12 protein-coding genes are annotated in these 16841 nt (G+C 75.7%); 7 read left to right on the top strand and 5 right to left on the bottom strand.

Translation table 11 applies throughout. The annotated features are described in order from the left end of the window. Nucleotides 1-334: 334 nt before the first annotated feature. Complete coding sequence (locus ASG41_RS15145; protein ID WP_235564823.1) at nt 335-1471, top strand: M23 family metallopeptidase; 1137 nt, start codon at nt 335-337, stop codon at nt 1469-1471. 15 nt (nt 1472-1486) lie between these two features. Here the strand turns inward: ASG41_RS15145 and ASG41_RS15140 are convergent, their stop codons facing one another. Next, complete coding sequence (locus tag ASG41_RS15140; protein ID WP_056296360.1) at nt 1487-2068, bottom strand: GNAT family N-acetyltransferase; 582 nt, start codon at nt 2066-2068, stop codon at nt 1487-1489. 255 nt (nt 2069-2323) lie between these two features. On the opposite strand from ASG41_RS15140, the gene ASG41_RS15135 reads away from it, so the two are divergent. The 6 genes from ASG41_RS15135 to ASG41_RS15110 all read left to right on the top strand — a co-directional run bounded on the left by ASG41_RS15135 (nt 2324) and on the right by ASG41_RS15110 (nt 10923). Further along, complete coding sequence (locus tag ASG41_RS15135; RefSeq protein WP_200938960.1) at nt 2324-4591, top strand: xanthine dehydrogenase family protein molybdopterin-binding subunit; 2268 nt, start codon at nt 2324-2326, stop codon at nt 4589-4591. A gap of 13 nt (nt 4592-4604) precedes the next feature. Beyond that, nucleotides 4605-5075, top strand: a complete 471-nt coding sequence (locus tag ASG41_RS15130) for a (2Fe-2S)-binding protein (protein ID WP_056296357.1) — start codon at nt 4605-4607, stop codon at nt 5073-5075. Between the two features lie 89 nt (nt 5076-5164). Next, on the top strand, nt 5165-5596 hold the full coding sequence (locus ASG41_RS15125) for a YdeI/OmpD-associated family protein (RefSeq protein WP_056296353.1): 432 nt from the start codon (nt 5165-5167) through the stop codon (nt 5594-5596). After that, on the top strand, nt 5593-7341 hold the full coding sequence (locus ASG41_RS15120) for a GAF domain-containing SpoIIE family protein phosphatase (protein ID WP_082556957.1): 1749 nt from the start codon (nt 5593-5595) through the stop codon (nt 7339-7341). Before ASG41_RS15125 ends, ASG41_RS15120 begins: the two co-directional genes overlap by 4 nt. Before the next feature lie 33 nt (nt 7342-7374). Beyond that, nucleotides 7375-8094, top strand: a complete 720-nt coding sequence (locus ASG41_RS15115; RefSeq protein ID WP_056296350.1) for a GAF and ANTAR domain-containing protein — start codon at nt 7375-7377, stop codon at nt 8092-8094. A 189-nt stretch (nt 8095-8283) separates the two neighbouring features. Continuing rightward, complete coding sequence (locus tag ASG41_RS15110) at nt 8284-10923, top strand: lamin tail domain-containing protein (protein WP_056296347.1); 2640 nt, start codon at nt 8284-8286, stop codon at nt 10921-10923. A gap of 112 nt (nt 10924-11035) precedes the next feature. Here ASG41_RS15110 and ASG41_RS15105 read toward each other — a convergent pair whose 3' ends face one another. From ASG41_RS15105 to ASG41_RS15090, 4 genes are read right to left on the bottom strand one after another with little or no spacing between them, the layout of a single operon-like run. Continuing rightward, a complete protein-coding gene (locus ASG41_RS15105) occupies nt 11036-12775 on the bottom strand; it encodes an ABC transporter ATP-binding protein (protein WP_056296344.1) in 1740 nt (579 codons plus the stop codon). Continuing rightward, a complete protein-coding gene (locus ASG41_RS15100) occupies nt 12772-14418 on the bottom strand; it encodes an ABC transporter ATP-binding protein (protein ID WP_056296340.1) in 1647 nt (548 codons plus the stop codon). The genes ASG41_RS15105 and ASG41_RS15100 overlap by 4 nt, the downstream gene beginning before the upstream one ends. A 39-nt stretch (nt 14419-14457) precedes the next feature. After that, a complete protein-coding gene (locus tag ASG41_RS15095) occupies nt 14458-16068 on the bottom strand; it encodes a phospholipase D-like domain-containing protein (RefSeq protein ID WP_235564822.1) in 1611 nt (536 codons plus the stop codon). Beyond that, the gene (locus ASG41_RS15090) at nt 16065-16778 is read right to left on the bottom strand and encodes an NYN domain-containing protein (RefSeq protein ID WP_235564821.1); all 714 of its coding nucleotides are present in this window, start codon (nt 16776-16778) and stop codon (nt 16065-16067) included. The genes ASG41_RS15095 and ASG41_RS15090 overlap by 4 nt, the downstream gene beginning before the upstream one ends. Nucleotides 16779-16841: the final 63 nt, after the last annotated feature.

Raw genomic sequence — 16841 nt, 5'->3', positions numbered from 1 at the left:
CGGACCAGGGGTCGACGCGGGGACCCCGGCAGACGACTCGGGGCGCAGTCCCGTGTCATCAGACCGCACGCGGCCGATCGTAGTTCGACGGGGCCCGGTCGCCCAGCCGCCGTGCACAGGCACCCCGCGCGGGACCGTTCCGTCCCCCGTCCGTGACCTGGCCGTGACATCCGACCCGGGGTGCGGTTACGGTCGGCGGGGCCCACGGGTCCCAGCCACACCATCCGTCACAGCGTCATGTCGCGTCGTCACCCTGACGGCCAGCACGCCACAGCGCCCCCGGAGGCCCGTCCTGCTCGCCCTGCGCCACGATCCGCCCCCTCGTCGACGCCGGGTGCTGACGACGCTCGTCGCCGTCCTCGCGACGGTGACCCTCAGCGGGCTCGCCGCGCCGGCCGCCGTCGCCGCCCCGGTCGACGCCTCCGCGGTGGCCGCCGCCACCGCCGAGGTGGACCGGGTCTCGGCGCTGGTCGCCGCCGCCGAGGAGGAGCTGGCCCGGGCCACGGTCACCGCCGAGGCCGCTGCCGACGCCGACCGGGCCGCGCAGGACCAGCTGGTCGCCGCGCAGACCGCCGCCGCGACCACCGCCGCCCAGCTGCAGACCGCCCAGGCGGCCACCGCGGTCGCCGAGGCCGACGTCGCCACGCTGGGCCGGGAGGCCTTCATGGGCCGGCAGACCCTGGGCGACGCCGAGGTGCTGCTGGGCGCCGAGGGCCCCGAGGAGCTGTTGCAGCGGGCGACCACGCTCGAGCAGCTGGGCGTGGACCGGTCCGAGCGACTGGAGGCCGTCGAGGCCGTGCAGGCCGACCAGGAGGACGCCGACCGCGCCGCCCGGGACGCGGTCACCGCGCTGGACGCCGCGGCCGCCGCCGCGGCCGCGGCCGACGTCGCCGCGCAGGACCAGCTGGCCGCCACCCAGGCCTCCTACGACGAGGTCGCCGCCGAGCGGGCGGCGCTGGAGACCGAGCTGCTGGCCGCCCAGACCGCGCTGCTGGAGGCCCAGGGCGTCGCCGACGCCGCCGAGGTCGCCGCCGCCCAGGCCGAGCAGGCCACCGTCGTCGCGAGCGCCGGGACCGGCTCACTGGTCACCGGCCGGGTCACCTCCTGCTACGGCAGCCGCTGGGGCACGACGCACTACGGCATCGACATCGCCGCACCGATCGGCACGCCGATCTACGTCCCCGAGGACGGCGTCGTGCTGCAGGCCGGGCCGGCCAACGGCTTCGGCCAGGCCGTCTACGTCCAGCACCCCGACGGCGTGATCAGCCTCTACGGCCACGTGGACACCTTCACCGTGCGTGCCGGCCAGGTGGTGACCGCCGGGCAGCAGATCGCGACCGTGGGCAACCGCGGCCAGTCGACCGGGCCGCACCTGCACGTCGAGACGCACTACGGCGGGCTCTACGCCGAGCGCCGGGACCCGGTCGCGTGGCTGAGCGCCCGCGGGGTCAGCGTGGGTTCCTGCACCTGAGGCGCGGGCGGCGGGTCAGCCCGTCGCCAGCCCCCGGGTGAGCCCCTCGCGGGCGACCGGCCAGTCCTCGTCGGTCATCGCGAACTGCACCGTCGTCCGCCAGGTCCCGTCCCGGCGACGGCGGTGCTTGCGCAACCGGCCCTCCTCGACCGCGCCCAGCGCCGCGATGGCGGCCCGGGACCGGGCGTTGCGCTCGTCGGTGTGCCACACGACGCGGACCGCACCCAGCTCGTCGAACGCCCGGGTGAGCAACAGCAGCTTGGCCTCCCGGTTCACCCCGCTGCGCTGCGCGGTCCCAGCCAGCCAGGTGTAGCCGACCGCCAGTGACCGGTTGCCCGGGTCCACGTCGTAGAACGAGGTCGAGCCGAGGAACTCCCCCGCCGGTGACAGCTGGGCGAACGGCACCCGGTCGGCCTGGGTCAGCGCGGTGGCGATCTGGTCCAGCGCGCCCGCCCGGTCGGCCGGCGGGCCGATGGACAGGTGCTCGGCCACCGGGCCGGTCAGCCCCGCCAGCCAGCCGGTGGCGTGCTCGGGGCCCAGCGGCACCAGGTGCACGCGGGAGCCGGTCAGGGAGACGCGCTCGAACCAGTCGGCCACGGCGCGATCATGCCCGCACCGCGTCCGCGGTCCCCTCCGGGGGAGTCGATCACGAGCTGCGGTTCCTGCTCCAGGAGTTCCGTTGGACGACCAGAAAGGTGGAGGACGACCGTGACCCGGGCGGCGCCTGTGCGTTGACCGTGCGTAGGCGCGTGCGCGTGACGGGCGACCCCCGGGACAGGGCACCGCCGCCGGGACCCACCCCAGCACCCCGGCCGCCCACCGGAACCGCTGCAGCTGACGAAGGGGTCACCTGTGAGTCTGGAAACGTCCGAGTCCGTCCCGCTCCCCGCCGAGGGGCAGTCCGAGGGGGAGCGCCGGTCGCACAGCCGCCGCCGCTTCCTCACCTACCTGGTCGCCGCACCGACCCTGGCCGTCGCCGCCCGCCTGGGCGCCGACGCCGTCGCCCCCGGCGTCGCGAACGCCGTCGTCCCCTCCTTGCCCGGCCCGGCCGAGATCCTGGACCTGGGCGACGTGCTGATCCTGGCCGGTGCGCCCACCTCCGGGCTCATCGTGGTCACCGTCGACGAGGCCGGCCGCGTCGGCTTGGCCCTGCCCCGCGCCGAGGTCGGCCAGGGCATCACCACCGCGGTCGGCATGCTGCTGGCAGACGAGCTCGACGTCCCGCTGGACCGGGTCGACGTCACCCTGGCCGACTCCCGGCCCGAGCTGCTGTTCAACCAGCTCACCGGCGGGTCCAACACCATCCGCAGCGTCTACGGGCCGGTCCGGTCCGCCGCCGCCCAGGCCCGCGCCCGGCTGCTGGCCGCCGCCGCCGCCCGCTGGGGCACCACGACCGTCGGCCTCACCGTCACCGACGGCGTCGTCACCGCCCCCGACGGCCGGACCGCCACCTACGGCGAGCTGTCCGCCGCCGCGGCGAGCCCGTCGCTGTCGGTCGTGCTGGCCACCCCCAAGCCGGCCTCGGCCGCGAAGCTCGTGGGCACCCCGACCAACCGGGTCGACGCCCGCAAGATGGTCACCGGCCAGATGGACTACACGCTGGACCTCGACGTCGTCCCCGGCGCGCTGCCCACCATGGTCCGCCGCCCGGCGTCCATCAACGGCACCGTGCGGTCGGTCGCGAACCTGGCCGCGGTCAAGGCGATGCCCGGGGTGGTCGACGTCGTCACGATCCCGACCGGGGTCGCCGTGCTGGCCGAGACCTTCGGCCAGGCGCTGGACGCCAAGGAGGCCCTGCAGGTCACCTGGGGCCCCGGCACCGTGGACGGGGAGGACGACGAGACGATCAAGGCCAAGCTCCGCGGGGCGGCGCTGCCCTTCGTCGTCCCGCCGCTGCTGTCCACGACCGTGGACGCCGAGTTCGACTTCGCCACCGTCAGCCACGCGCCGATGGAGACCAACTCCGCCGTGGCTGACGTGGCGGGCGGGAAGGCCGAGATCTGGTCGGGGCTGAAGTCCCCGATCGTCGCCCAGCAGGCCATCGCCGCCGACCTGGGCCTGCCGCAGTCCGCCGTCACCGTGCACGTCACGCAGGGCGGCGGCTCGTTCGGCCGCCGGCTGTTCTTCGACGCCGCCCTGGAGGCGGCCCGGATCTCGAAGGCCGCGGGGCGGCCGGTGAAGCTGATGTGGTCCCGGATCGACGACATGCGGCACGGCCGGGCCCGCGCGGCCAGCTTCCACCGGGTCCGCGCGACCGTGGCACTGGGCCAGGTGGTCAGCTTCGAGCACCGCGTCGCCAGCGTGGAGACCGACACCAAGCACGGCCTTGGCGAGATCCTCACCGCGACCGCGGCCAGCCTGCCGGTGGCCGGGAACCTGAGCTTCGCCCAGACGATCTTCCTGACCACGATCCACTCCCCGTACCACCTGGGGGTGACGACGCAGCTGCTCAACGAGGTGCCGCTGCAGATGCACACCGGGTCGTGGCGCTCGGTCTACTCGGCGAACACCCGGGGTGCCGAGGAGATCGTCATCGACGAGATCGCGGCGAAGATGCGCAAGGACCCGCTCGCCTTCCGCCGCGAGTTCCTCAAGGAGGACCGCTACCGCGCGGTGCTGGACAAGGTCGCCGCCGAGGGCCAGTGGGGCAAGACCATGCCGCGGGGCACCGCGCAGGGCATCGCCTTCCACGCCGAGTACAAGTCGTGCACCGCGATCCTGGTCGAGGTCGACGCCCGCGACCCGCGCAACCCGCGGGTCACCAAGGCGACCATCGCCGCCGACGTGGGCCGCCCGATCAACCCGCGCGGGTTGGAGTCCCAGCTGATCGGCGGCCTCACCGACGCCATCGGGACGACGTTCCGCGCCGGGCTGCACATCGACGCCGGCCTCCCGCTGGAGGGCAGCTACTCGCAGTTCCACTACACCCGGCAGGCCGAGAGCCCGCTGGAGACGAAGGTCTTCGTCATGCCGGCCAACGGCGAGCCCGGCGGGGCCGGCGAGCTCGGCGTGCCGGCCGCCGTGGGTGCGATCGCGAACGCCTACGCCCGGGCCACCGGCACCAAGCCGCGCAGCTTCCCGGTGAACTTCCCGGTCGACTTCGACCCCTTCCCCCGCTGAGCCAGGAGACGACATGCCCAACTACACCTTCCAGCTCAACGGGGAGACCGTCACCGTCGACGCCCCCGCCGACCTCCCGCTGCTGTGGGCGCTGCGCGACAAGCTCGGCGTCACCGGGCCGAAGTACGGCTGCGGGATCGACGTGTGCAAGGCCTGCACCAGCCACCTGGACGGCGAGGCGATCAACCCCTGCGTCACGCCGACCGCCGACGTCGCCGGCCGTGAGGTGACGACCATCGAGGGGCTCGCCGGCACCTGGTCCGACGACCCGGACGAGCTGCACCCGGTCCAGGAGGCCTGGCTGGAGCGCGACGTCGCCCAGTGCGGGTACTGCCAGCCCGGCCAGATCATGGCCGCCGTGGCGCTGCTGCGGCGTACCCCGAACCCCACGGACGCCGACATCGACGCCATCGAGAACGTCTGCCGGTGCGGGTCGTACTCGCGCATCCGGGAGGCCATCAAGGCGGCCGCCGCCGCCATGTGAGCGCCCGTTCCCCCGGACGGCGCCGCCGTCCGGGGGAAGCGGCGCTTCCGGGGCCCTGGAGAAGCCCTCCGTGCGGCAGACTGTGGCCCATGGAGTTCCGTTCGACCGTGCTGCTGGCCGGCAAGACCGCCACCGGTCTGGTCGTGCCGGCCGACGTCGTCGAGGCACTGGGCGCCGGCGCACGGGCGCCGGTCACGGTGACCCTGGCCGGGTACAGCTACCCGAGCACCCTGGCCGTCATGGGCGGGCAGCACCTCATCCCGTTGGCCGCCGAGCACCGCACCGCCGCCGGCGTCTCCGCCGGGGACGACGTGCTGGTCGACCTGGTGGTGGACACCGCCCCGCGCACCGTCGAGCTGCCCGCGGAGCTGGCCGAGGTCCTGGACGCGTCGCAGCGGGCCGCCTTCGCCGCGCTGTCCCCGTCCCGGCAGAAGGCGCACGTCGTCTCCGTCGGCTCCGCGAAGACCCCCGAGACGCGGGCCCGGCGGATCGCCGCCGTCGCCGTGGCGCTGAGCGCGTGACGGCCGTCGACCGGACGGCACCGCACGCCGTCGTGCGGCTCCCCCGCCGGACGCCGTTGCCGCCGATCCCGGACGAGGCGTTCGAGCGGTTCGCCCGGCTGGTCCGCCACCAGCTGGGGGTGCCGGTCAGCCTGGTGAGCCTGGTCGACGAGGACCGGCAGGTCTTCCCGGGCGCGGTCGGACTCCCCGAACCGTGGGCCACCACCCGCACGACCCCGCTCACGCACTCCTTCTGCCAGCACGTGGTGACCTCCCGCGAGCCGCTGGTGATCGCCGACGCCCGGCTCGACCCGCTGGTCGTGCACAACCTGGCGATCCCGGACCTCGGGGTCATCGGCTACGCCGGCATCCCGCTGACCGACGTCGACGGCGACGTCATCGGGTCGCTGTGCGCCATCGACCACCAGCCGCACGCCTGGACGGCGCTGGAGATCGCGGTCCTCACCGACCTGGCGGCGGCGTGCTCCTCGGAGCTCCAGCTGCGCCAGCTGCAGGCCCGGACCGAGCAGACCGCGACGGTGCTCGCCGAACGCGGCCGGCAGGCCCGCATGCTGCTGCGCACCTCGAGCCTGCTCAACCAGGCGACCACGACCACCGAGATCGGCGCCGCCGTCGGCCGGCTGGCCGGTCAGGGCTTCGGCGCGGACACCGCGGTCGTCTGCCTGGCCACCGAGCACACCCGGGAGCTGCGCCCGCTCGCGGTCGAGGAGCTCACCGCGGCCAGCCGGGCCGCCTGGCGCGGCGTCTCGGTCGACGCCGACCACCCCGCGGCGCGCACCCTGGCCGACCGGGTGGAGCGCCAGCACCGCGACGCCGGCGAGCTGCTGGCCGCCTTCCCGGGCCTGGCCGGCCGGCTGCCGGCGACCTGGCAGGCCGACCTGCACCTGCCGTTGGACCTGGGCCCCGGGGTCACCGGCGTGCTGAGCCTGAGCTGGCCGGTGACGCGCGAGCTGGACACCGACGTCCGGACGACGGCCCGCGCCTTCGCCGGCTTCGTCAGCCAGGGCCTGCAGCGCGCGATGCTGCTGGAGGACCGCCGGAGCACCGCCGAGACGCTGCAGCTGGCCATGCTCACCGACCTCCCGGCGCCCACGCACCTGCAGCTGGCCGCCCGCTACGTGCCGTCCTCGGCCGAGCAGCAGGTCGGTGGCGACTGGTACGACGCGTTGATCACCCCCGACGGCACCACCGTGCTGGCGATCGGCGACGTCACCGGGCACGACATGTCGGCCGCGGCAGCGATGGGCCAGCTGCGCACCCTGCTCCGCGGTCTGGCACACGACCGTGAGGAGCCCCCGGCGTCCACGCTGACCCGGCTGGACACCACCGCCGCCGGGCTGGGGGTCGGGACGCTGGCCACCGTCGTGGTGGCCCGCGTCGAGGCCGACGGCCGGCTCCGCTGGTCGAACGCCGGCCACCCGCCGCCGGTGCTGCTGCACGCCGACGGCCGGGTCGAGCTGCTGGAGACCCGGCCGGAGATGCTGCTGGGCCTGGACCTCGCGGTGCCGCGCACCGACCACGTGGTCGACCTGCCGCCGGACAGCACGCTGCTGCTCTACACCGACGGCCTGGTGGAGAGCCGCACCCAGGACCTCGACGTCGGCACCGCCTCGCTGCTGGCGGCCGTGCACACCCGCCGGCACCAGCCCTTGGACGAGCTGCTGGACGGCCTGCTCCGCGACCTGGCCCACGGCCGGGACGACGACATCGCACTGCTGGCGGTCCGAGCCGCGCCCGCGGGCTGACGGCCGGCGCGCCGAGGTGACTACGGTGCGCAGATGACCGGAACTGATCGTGCCGGTTCGCCGGACTCCTCGCTCGGCGCGGTGATGAGCCGCATCGCCCGGGAGCTGCAGCAGGAACACGGGGACGTGGGGGCCACCCTGCAGGCCATCGCGACCACGGCGGTGGACGCGGTCCCCGGTGCGCAGCACTGCGGCATCAGCCTGGTCCTCGAGCGGTCCCGGGTGCAGCCGCGGGCGTCCTCCAGCCGGCTGCCGGTGGTCGTGGACGCACTGCAGGAGCGCCTGGGCCAGGGGCCGTGCATGGACGTGGTCTGGGACCAGGAGGCCGTCCGCGTCGACGACGTCGCCACCGACGGGCGCTGGCCGGCGTTCGCAGCAGCGGCCGCCGAGGCCGGAGTGGGCAGCATGCTCTGCTTCCGGCTGTACGTCAGCGGCGACGAACTGGGTGCCATGCACCTGTACTCCGCCGCGCCCCGGGCCTTCGACGACCAGTCGGTCGACCACGGCCGGCTGCTGGCCGGCCATGCGGCGGTCGCGCTGGCCGGCGCCCAGCACGAGCACCACCTGCGCTCGGCCATCGACCACCGGGACCTCATCGGGCAGGCCAAGGGCATCCTGATGGAGCGGTACAAGACGACCGCCGACCAGGCGTTCGCGATGCTGGTCCGTTCCTCCTCGCTGACCAACCGGCGGCTGTGGGACGTCGCGGAGGAGCTGAGCACCACCGGCTCGCTGCCCCGCAGGGAGGGCTGACACCCGGCCCTCCCCGCGGGCGCGCCGGTGCAGGTCGCCGTACCCAACCGGTCACGGAGAGCCACCTGGACGCCCATGGCGTGTGTCACGGCGGCCGGCACCTGCTGCCCGCGCCCCGTTCACCTGCCGGTCGTCCGGTGTCGACAGGTTCGACCGGTCACGACCCTCGGCGAACGGACCCACCCCACGATGCGACCCCTCCCCCGGACCGGCGTGCTCGGCACCGCGCTGGTCTGCCTGGCCGGCAGCCTGGTGCTCGGCGCCGCCGTCCCCGCCTCGGCGGCCGGCCCCTCCCCCGACCCGCAGGCCGCTGCCGCAGCGGCCCCCACCGGCATCGCCGTCAACGAGGTGGACCCCTCCGCCGACTGGGTCGAGCTGGTCAACACGACCGCCACCCCGCAGGACGCCTCGGGCCTCGTGCTGCGCGACGACGCGGACGACCACGGGGTGGTCGTGCCCGCGGGCACCGTGCTGACCCCGGGCGGCCACGTCGTCCTGGACACGGACGCCGACGCACTGGGCGAGGCGGGCTTCGGCCTGGGCAAGGCCGACGCCGCCCGGCTGTTCGCCGCCGACGGCACCACGCTGCTGGACTCGTTCTCCTGGCCCACCCAGCCGGCGACCTCCTGGGGCCGCTGCCCGGAGGGCACCGGCGGGTTCGTCGTCACCGGCGCCGCCACCCGCGGCGAGGTGAACGACTGCACCCCTCCCGCCACCACCCCGCCCACCACCCCGCCCACCGTGCCCGCCGTGCCCGGCGCGCTGGTGGTCAACGAGGTCGAGTCCAACGGCGACGACACCGACTGGGTGGAGCTGACCACCACCGGGGACAGCCCGGTGGACGTCAGCGGCTTCACCTTCCGCGACGACGACGACAGCCGGGTGCCGTACACCCTCCCGGCCGGCTCCGTGGTCACCCCCGGCGGCTTCCTCGTCGTCGACCAGGCCAGCGGCTCGAACCCGGCCGGCTTCGACTTCGGGCTGGGCAACGCCGACTCCGCCCGCCTGTTCGACCGCACCGGCGCGCCGGCCGCCTCGTACTCGTGGCCGGCGCACGCCACGGTGAGCTGGGGCCGCTGCCCCGACGGGACCGGCGACCTGGTCGACACCACCCGCTCGACCAAGGGCGAGGCGAACGACTGCTCCTCGCCGGTCCGGGTCAACGAGGTCGAGTCCCAGGACGGCGAGCCCGGCGACTGGGTGGAGCTGACCTCGATCGGCGCCACCGCGGTCGACGTCTCGGGCTACGCGCTGACCGACGCCGGCGGCGGGCGCTCCGTGCTCCCGGCCGGCAGCACCCTCGCCCCGGGCGGGTTCCTGGTGCTGGACCAGCTGGGCTACGGCCTGGGCGGTGCGGACTCGGTGACGCTCACCGACGCCGCCGGCACCGAGGTCGACTCCTACGCCTGGACGGCGCACGCGACCACCACCTGGGGCCGCTGCCCGGACGGCACCGGCGACCTCGGCACGACGCTGGCCCCGACCAAGGGCACCGCGAACGCCTGCGAGGGCGCGCCGCTGCCCTGGCCCGGCGGCCCGGAGGAGACCCCGGTCGACGCGGAGGACACCTTCGCCGGTGACCTGAGCGGCCTGGACGTCGAGCCCTCGGGCACCGCCGCGCCGGGCACGCTGTGGGCGGTGCAGAACGGCGACGGCCTGCTCTACCGGGCGGTCTCCGACGGCGCGGGCGGCTGGACGGTCGGCGAGCCGTGGACGCTGGCCTACCCCGGCGGCGGCGCGGGCGTGGTCGACGCCGAGGGCGTCACCGTCGCCGACGACTCCGCTGCGGGCGGGGTCTACGTCTCCAGCGAGCGGGACAACTCGGTCGGCTCGGTCAGCCGGCCCTCGGTGCTGCGCTACGAGCCCACCGGCGTCGGCGGCACGCTGACCGCCACCCGGGAGTGGGCGCTGGCCCCGGACTTCCCCGGACTGGGCGCCAACGCGGGCCTGGAGGGCATCACCTGGGTGCCGGACTCGTTCCTGACGGCCGGCGGTCTGCTGGACGCCTCCACCGGCGCCGCCTACGACCCGGCCCGGTACCCCGGCCACGGGGACGGGCTGTTCCTGGTGGGCGTCGAGGGCACCGCCGCCGTGTACGCCTACGCACTGTCCGAGGACGGCTCGGCCGACCGGGTCGCCACCGTCCCGACCGGCTTCGACCTGGTCGCCGACGTCCAGTTCGACGCCGACCTGGGCGCCCTGTGGGTGGTCTGCGACGAGGCGTGCGGCGGGCGCACGGCGCTCTTCGAGCTGACGGACGGCGCGTTCACCGAGGCCGCCCAGTTCCTCCCGCCGGCCGACGCCGACCCGGGGCTGGCCAACGAGGGCTTCGCGGTCGACACCGAGGCGACCTGCGTCGACGGCGTCCGGACGACGTTCTACGCCGACGACGCGGACACCGACGGCTTCTCGCTGCGCACCGGCACGCTGTCCTGCGTCGACGAGGGCGGTGAGAACCCCGGCGGTGAGCACCCCGGGGGCGAGGGCCCCCCTGGTGAGCAGCCGGGCGCCGGCGGACCGGGCACCCCGCCCGGCCCCGGCCCGACGCAGCCCGGCCCGACGCACCCCGGCCCGACGCACCCCGGCCCGACCCAGCCGGGCACGCCCCAGCCGGGCACGAGCCAGCCGGGCACGGTGCAGCCTGCGCCGGTGCAGCCGGTGACCCCGCCGGTCACCCGGCCGGCGACCCAGCCTGTCGCCGGACCCCGTCCGGGCACCCCGGCGGCGCTGGCCAGCACCGGCGCCGAGATCGGCACCTGGGCCGCACTGGCCGGCCTGCTGGTGCTCACCGGGGCCGGCGCGGTCGTCGCGGGGCGTCGCCGCGCCTGACGCTGCGCTCGCACCGCACCGCACCGCACCGCACCCGCACACACACGACGGCCGTGGCCCCCGCACCCGGGGACCACGGCCGTCGTCGCGTGCAGCGTCGCGTGCGGGTCGCTCAGCCCCGGGCGCTCCAGGCCGACCAGAGCCGGGCGTAGCGGCCGCCGGCGGCGACCAGCTCGGCGTGGGTGCCCTGCTCCACGACCCGGCCGGCGGCCAGCACCACCACCCGGTCGGCACGGGCGGCCTGGGTGAGCCGGTGCGCGACGACCAGCGTGGTGCGGCCGGCGGTGGCGGCCAGCGCGGCGTCCTCCAGGTCCCGGGCGCCGGCGCTGCCCGCCTCGGCGGTGGCCTCGTCGAGCACGGCCACCGGCGGGTCGGCGAGCACGAGGCGGGCCAGGGCGAGCTGCTGGGCCTGCGGGGCGGTCAGCTCGCGGCCGCCCTCCCCGACCAGGGTGTGCAGGCCCTCGGGCAGCGCGGTCACCCAGCCGGCCCCGACGACCGCCAGCGCCGCGGCGACCTCGGCGTCGGTGGCGTCGGGCCGGGCCAGCCGCACGTCGTCGACCAGCGGACCGGCGAACACGTGCACCTCCTGGCTGACCAGCCCGACGTGGTCGCGCAGGTCCTCGACGGCCCGGCCGTCCAGCAGCACGGTGCCCGCGGTGGGTTCCAGGCCGCCGGCCAGCACCCCGGCCAGGGTGGTCTTGCCGGCACCGGAGGCACCGACCAGGGCGACCCGCTCGCCCGGCGCCAGCGTCAGGTCGACGTCGGTGAGGACGGTGGGGCCGCCGTAGGAGTGCCAGACCCCGCGCAGCTGGACCGCCGGGCGGTCCGGCGTCCGCGGGACCTCCCGCTCCGGGCCGGCCGGCAGGTCCGCCACCCCGACCATCCGCACCAGCGAGGCGCCGGCGGACTGCACGTCGTCGAAGGTGAACAGCAGCAGCCCCAGTGGGCCGAAGAGCCGGTGGAACAGCAGCGCCGCCGTGGTCACCGCACCGACGGTGACGGCGTCGTCCCGGACCAGCCAGAACCCAACCCCGAGGACGGCGGCCAGGCCGACGTACTCGGCCCGGTTCATCCGCCAGCCGAAGTCGGTGAACAGCCGGAACACCCCGAGCGTGAGGCCCAGCGACCGTGCCGAGCGGTCGGTGACGACGTCGCGGTGGCGCTGCTCGTCGGCGTAGGCGTGCACCGTCTCCACGCCTTGCACCGAGCTGACCAGGGCCTGCGAGCGCTCGCCCATCGCCACCCGCTCGGCGGCGTACCGCGGGGCCGAGCGCGGCAGGTACCAGCGCAACGCGAGCACGTAGAGCGGGATGGCGACCAGCCCGGCCAGCGCCAGCCGCCAGTCCAGGGCGCCCAGCCCGACCACCGTCAGCAGAACGGTGAGCCCGGCGCCGGCCACCTGGGGCAGCGCGCCGGTGACCGCGTCGGCGACCTTGGCGACGTCGTCCCCGACGCGGGAGAGGAGGTCCCCGCCGCGGACGGCGTCCAGCCGGGCCGAGGACAGGTGCAGCGCGCGGTCCACGACGGACTCGCGCAGCCGGGCCAGCACGGTCTCCCCCAGCCGGCCGATGAGCACCGCGGACAGTCCGGTGAGGACGGCGACCAGCAGCGCGGACCCCAGCAGCGCCCAGACGAACGGCCAGACCGAGCGCCCCTGGGCCGCGGTGACCGCGTCGACCAGGGCACCCAGCACGGCTGGGGCGATCAGCCCGGCGGCCGAGGCGGCGACGGCGGACAGCGCGGTGAGCGCGGTGACGACGGGACGGGCCCGCAGGTGCTCCCAGACGACCCGGCCCGCGCGCCGGCCGGTGGCGATCGGCAGCAGCACCGGGTCGACCTCGACCGCGCTCACCGGAGCACCGCCGCGGCGTAGGCGGGGTGGGCGGTGAGCTCGGCGTGGGTGCCGGCGGCGTCCACGGCGCCCTCGCGGAGGACGACCACCCGGTCGCAGCGACCCAGCAGCGAGGGACTGCTGGAGACCAGCACCGTCGTCCGACCGTGCCGCAGGCCGGTCAGCCCGGCGGCGATCTCCTCCTCGGTGACCGCGTCCACGGCGGTGGTCGGGTCGTGCAGGACCAGCACGTCGGGGCGGGCCAGCAGGGCGCGGGCCAGGCCGACCCGCTGGCGCTGCCCGCCGGACAGCGAGCGGCCACGGTCGGCGACCGGCAGCTCCAGGTCGGCGAGGTCGGCCGCGCCGGCGGCGGTGAGCGCGGCGGTCAGCGCGTCGTCGTCGGCGGCACCGGCCGGGTCGACGGCGGAGCGCAAGGTGCCCTCGAAGAGCACGACCGCGTGCGGCTCGACCAGCACCCGCGCCCGGACGGCGGCCGGGTCCAGCCCGGCGACGTCCTGCCCGTCGAGCAGCAGCTCACCGGGCGCGGCAGGGCGGCGGCCGGCCAGCAGGGCGACCAGCGCCTCCGCATCCGCCGGCTCGGGGGCGACGACACCGACGGTGCTGCCCGGTTCCACATGGAACCCCAGGCCCGGGAGCGCGAGCGCGCCGGGGCCGGACCCGGGCTGCGCACCCGGCGGGTGCAGCGGCGGGGCGGTGAGCACGCCGACGACCCGGGCGGCGGAGGCGCGGGCCTCGGCGACCTTCTGCCCGGCGAAGCCGAGCAGCCCGACCGGCTCGGCCAGGAACTGGGCCAGCCCGACGACGGTGACCAGCTCGCCGACCGACATCCGCCCGTCCAGCGCGAGCGCCCCAGCGACCCCGGCCACGGCGGCCAGGAACAGCCCACTGCCGAGCACGGTGGCGCCGCGGTAGGTGCCGATGGCCCCGGCCGAGCGGAGCGTGGAGGCCAGCGCGACGCCGCTGGTGCGCCGGTACCGCTCGGTGGCGGCGTCCTCGGCGCCGATGCCGCGCAGCACCCGGACGCCGCGGACCAGGTCGGTGGCCAGGCCCGCGGTGCGGGCGACGTCACGCTGCTGGGTGGCGGTGCGCCGGGTCAGCCAGGGCGAGAGCAGCTGGAGCGCGCCCACCAGCAGCGGCGTCCCGACCAGCACGCCGATGCCCAGCGGGACGCTGATGGTGAGCAGGCTGACCGCCGAGACGACCAGCGCGGTGGTGCCGGCGACGACGATGGAGGCGGCCTCGATGACCCGGCCGGCCTTCTCCGCGTCCGAGGTGGCGATGGACAGCAGCTCGCCGGTCGGCGGGGCGTCGGTGATCCCGTGCGGGTCCAGCACCCGGGCGGCGACCTCGACCCGCAGCTGGTGGGTCTCGGTGAACCAGCCGGTCACCACGTGCCGCGCGCCGTAGCGGTAGGCCTGGGACAGCACCAGGAACAGCAGCGCCGTGCCGCCGAGGGAGGCCAGTAGCGCCGGCACCGACCCGGTCGACACCGCGCGGTCGATCGTGACCCCGATGGCCACCGGCACCAGCGCCTCGCAGGCCTGGTGCAACGACAGCAGCAGAGTCGACCAGCCCAGCCGGCGGGGGTGCCGCCGCAGAGCACGTCGCAGCAGCGCACCGGCGGTGCGCGGGTCCCCGTCCATGTGAGGGGACCCTAACCCGCGGGGTCGGTCAGCTGTGCGTCAGCCGTGGTGCCCGCGGCGCTGGAACCGGGCGACGACCCGCTGGGTGCGGTTGGGCGTGTGCTCGGGGTCCAGCAGCTCGGTGTCGGCCAGCACCGTGTCGATGATCCCCTGCTCGGGGATCTCGAAGGGCTGCAGCGACCGGCCCTCCGGGCGCACCAGCGACTCGACGGCGGCCACCAGCGACCCGTCGTGTGCCGCGATCGCGGCGGCGACGTCGTCCGGACCGACCCCGAGGTGCTCGGCGAGGAGCCGGTCGCGCATGCCCAGCACCGATCCGGCGATCTCCTCGCGGCGCGGGTCGTCCGCGGTCGCCTCGATCGTCAGGTCGCACTCGGTGTCCATGCCCATCGAGCGGTTGTTCAGGTTGGAGGACCCGATCCGCAGCAGCCGGTCGTCGACGACGCAGACCTTGGCGTGCACGTAGATCGGCGTGCGGGAGGCGGTGACCGGCACGTAGAGCCGGAACCGGCCGTGCACGTCGGACTCGCGGACCTTCGCCAGCAGCTTGGCCCGGGCGGTGCCCATGGCCTTCTCCTCGAGCCAGCCGTCGGCCGTCTCGGGGTTGACGACGACGAACTCCGGCCCGTCCTCCTCGCCCAGCCGCACGGCGATCGCCTCGGCGACCCGGCGGTTGGCGAAGTACTGGCTCTCGATGTAGACGCAGGTCTGTGCGCTGGCGATCATCGCCAGCCACAGGTCCTCGATCTCGTGCACCAGCTCCCACTGCCGGAACTCCGGCCGGGTGCGGGAGATCGCGACGTCCACGTCGTGCAGCAGCACCGGCACCTGCTCGGGCCACTCGTGGGTGACGTCGTCGACCGGGTCCAGCTGCTCGCCGGTGCCGGCGGCCCAGCGGCGCCGGGCCAGGTCGCCCAGTGCCTTGGCGGCCGGGCCGGACACCAGGCTGGTGACGTCGTGCCAGGGCTGGGTGGCGCGACGGGACCGCGGGCGGTGCCGGTACCGGTTGCGGTCCAGGTGCTCGGAGTCGTCCCACCGGTCGGCGGTGACGTCGATGCCGCCGGCGAAGGCCAGGCTGTCGTCGACGACGACGATCTTCTGGTGGTGCGCGCCGCCGAGGGGGTGGTGCGCGTCGACCTTCATCTGGAACCGGTCCGACGTCCGTCGGTTGAGCAGCACGATCGGCACCAGGCCGCGGCCCAACGCCTCGAGCATGCCCAGGTCCCACTGCAGGACGCCGACGAACAGATCCGGGTTGCGCTGGACGGCGGCCTCCAGCACCCGGCCGACGCGGTCGTCGCGGCCCTTGCCGGGGGTGCGGGGGTCCAGCCGGATGCGCGGGTCGAAGTCCCAGCCGATGAACAGCACCTGCCGGCGGGCCCGCATCACGACCTGCTTGAGGGTGGCGAAGTAGTCCGCGGCGTCGACGAAGACGGCGTGCTGGTCGGCGCGCTCGATCCGCCAGACCGTCTCCCCCGGCACCAGCACGCTGCCGCGGACCGGGTCGGGGTCCACCGGCTCCCGCGGGCTGGGGACGACGGCGGAGAAGCCGTCGGTGTCCGGGTCGGTGCGGGTGCCGGTGCCGTCGGCGGTGCCGTCGCCGGTGTCGTCGCCGGTGTTGTCGGCGTCCACGGCCTCCTGGTCGCTCACGCGGTGCGCTTGCTGGCGAACGTGGCGGCCGCGTCCCGCAGGCTCTTGGTCGGGCGCAGCCAGGCACCGTCCACGGGCAGCGAGTCCAGCCGGACCCGGTCCAGCGGGGCGGCGAACGCGCCGGGCACGTCCTCGATGTCCACGAAGTGCAGCAGGTCCGAGGTGCTGGCGTAGCCGGCGACCTCGGAGAAGGCGACGACGACGACCTCGGTGCCGGCCCGGGCCAGCTCCTCCAGCGGCTCGCGGAAGTTGCGGCCGTCACCGGAGAACACGACGAGGCGGCGCAGCTGGTGGCTGTGGGCGCGGACCTCGATGTGGTCGAGCATCGACTGGTCGATGTCGTCGTCCGGGCGGCTCTTGGGTCGGGCGAAGACCGAGTAGCCGAAGCTGCGCAGGGCCTCGACCCAGCCGCGCAGGGTGGTGACGTGCTGCGGGGGGACGTTGGCGAAGACACAGGCCTCGACGTCGTCGGCGCCGCCGGCACCGGCCTCCCCGGCACCGCCGACGAACCAGGCGGCGATCGCGTCGAAGCGCGGGCGGGAGGCGGCGGTCGGCCGGGCACCGATCACGGTGGCCAGCGTCATGTCGATGTTCGGGGCGTCCCAGACCAGCAGGTCCAGGGCCGGGCGACCGGCCGCGCCGGGGGCTGTCGCGTCGAGGACGACGGGGTCTGCGTCGGGCTGCACGTCGGGGTCAGCGGTCACCGTCACCCCCGCAGTGTGCCGGGTGGGCGGGACCGGCGCGTGTCCCGAGTCCGGGAGGACCACCCGGCT

The sequence above is a fragment of the Modestobacter sp. Leaf380 genome (genome assembly GCF_001424485.1).
GTDB lineage: Bacteria > Actinomycetota > Actinomycetes > Mycobacteriales > Geodermatophilaceae > Klenkia.
Note: the sequence above shows the minus strand (reverse complement) of the source record. Positions and strands in the feature narration are given on the sequence as shown.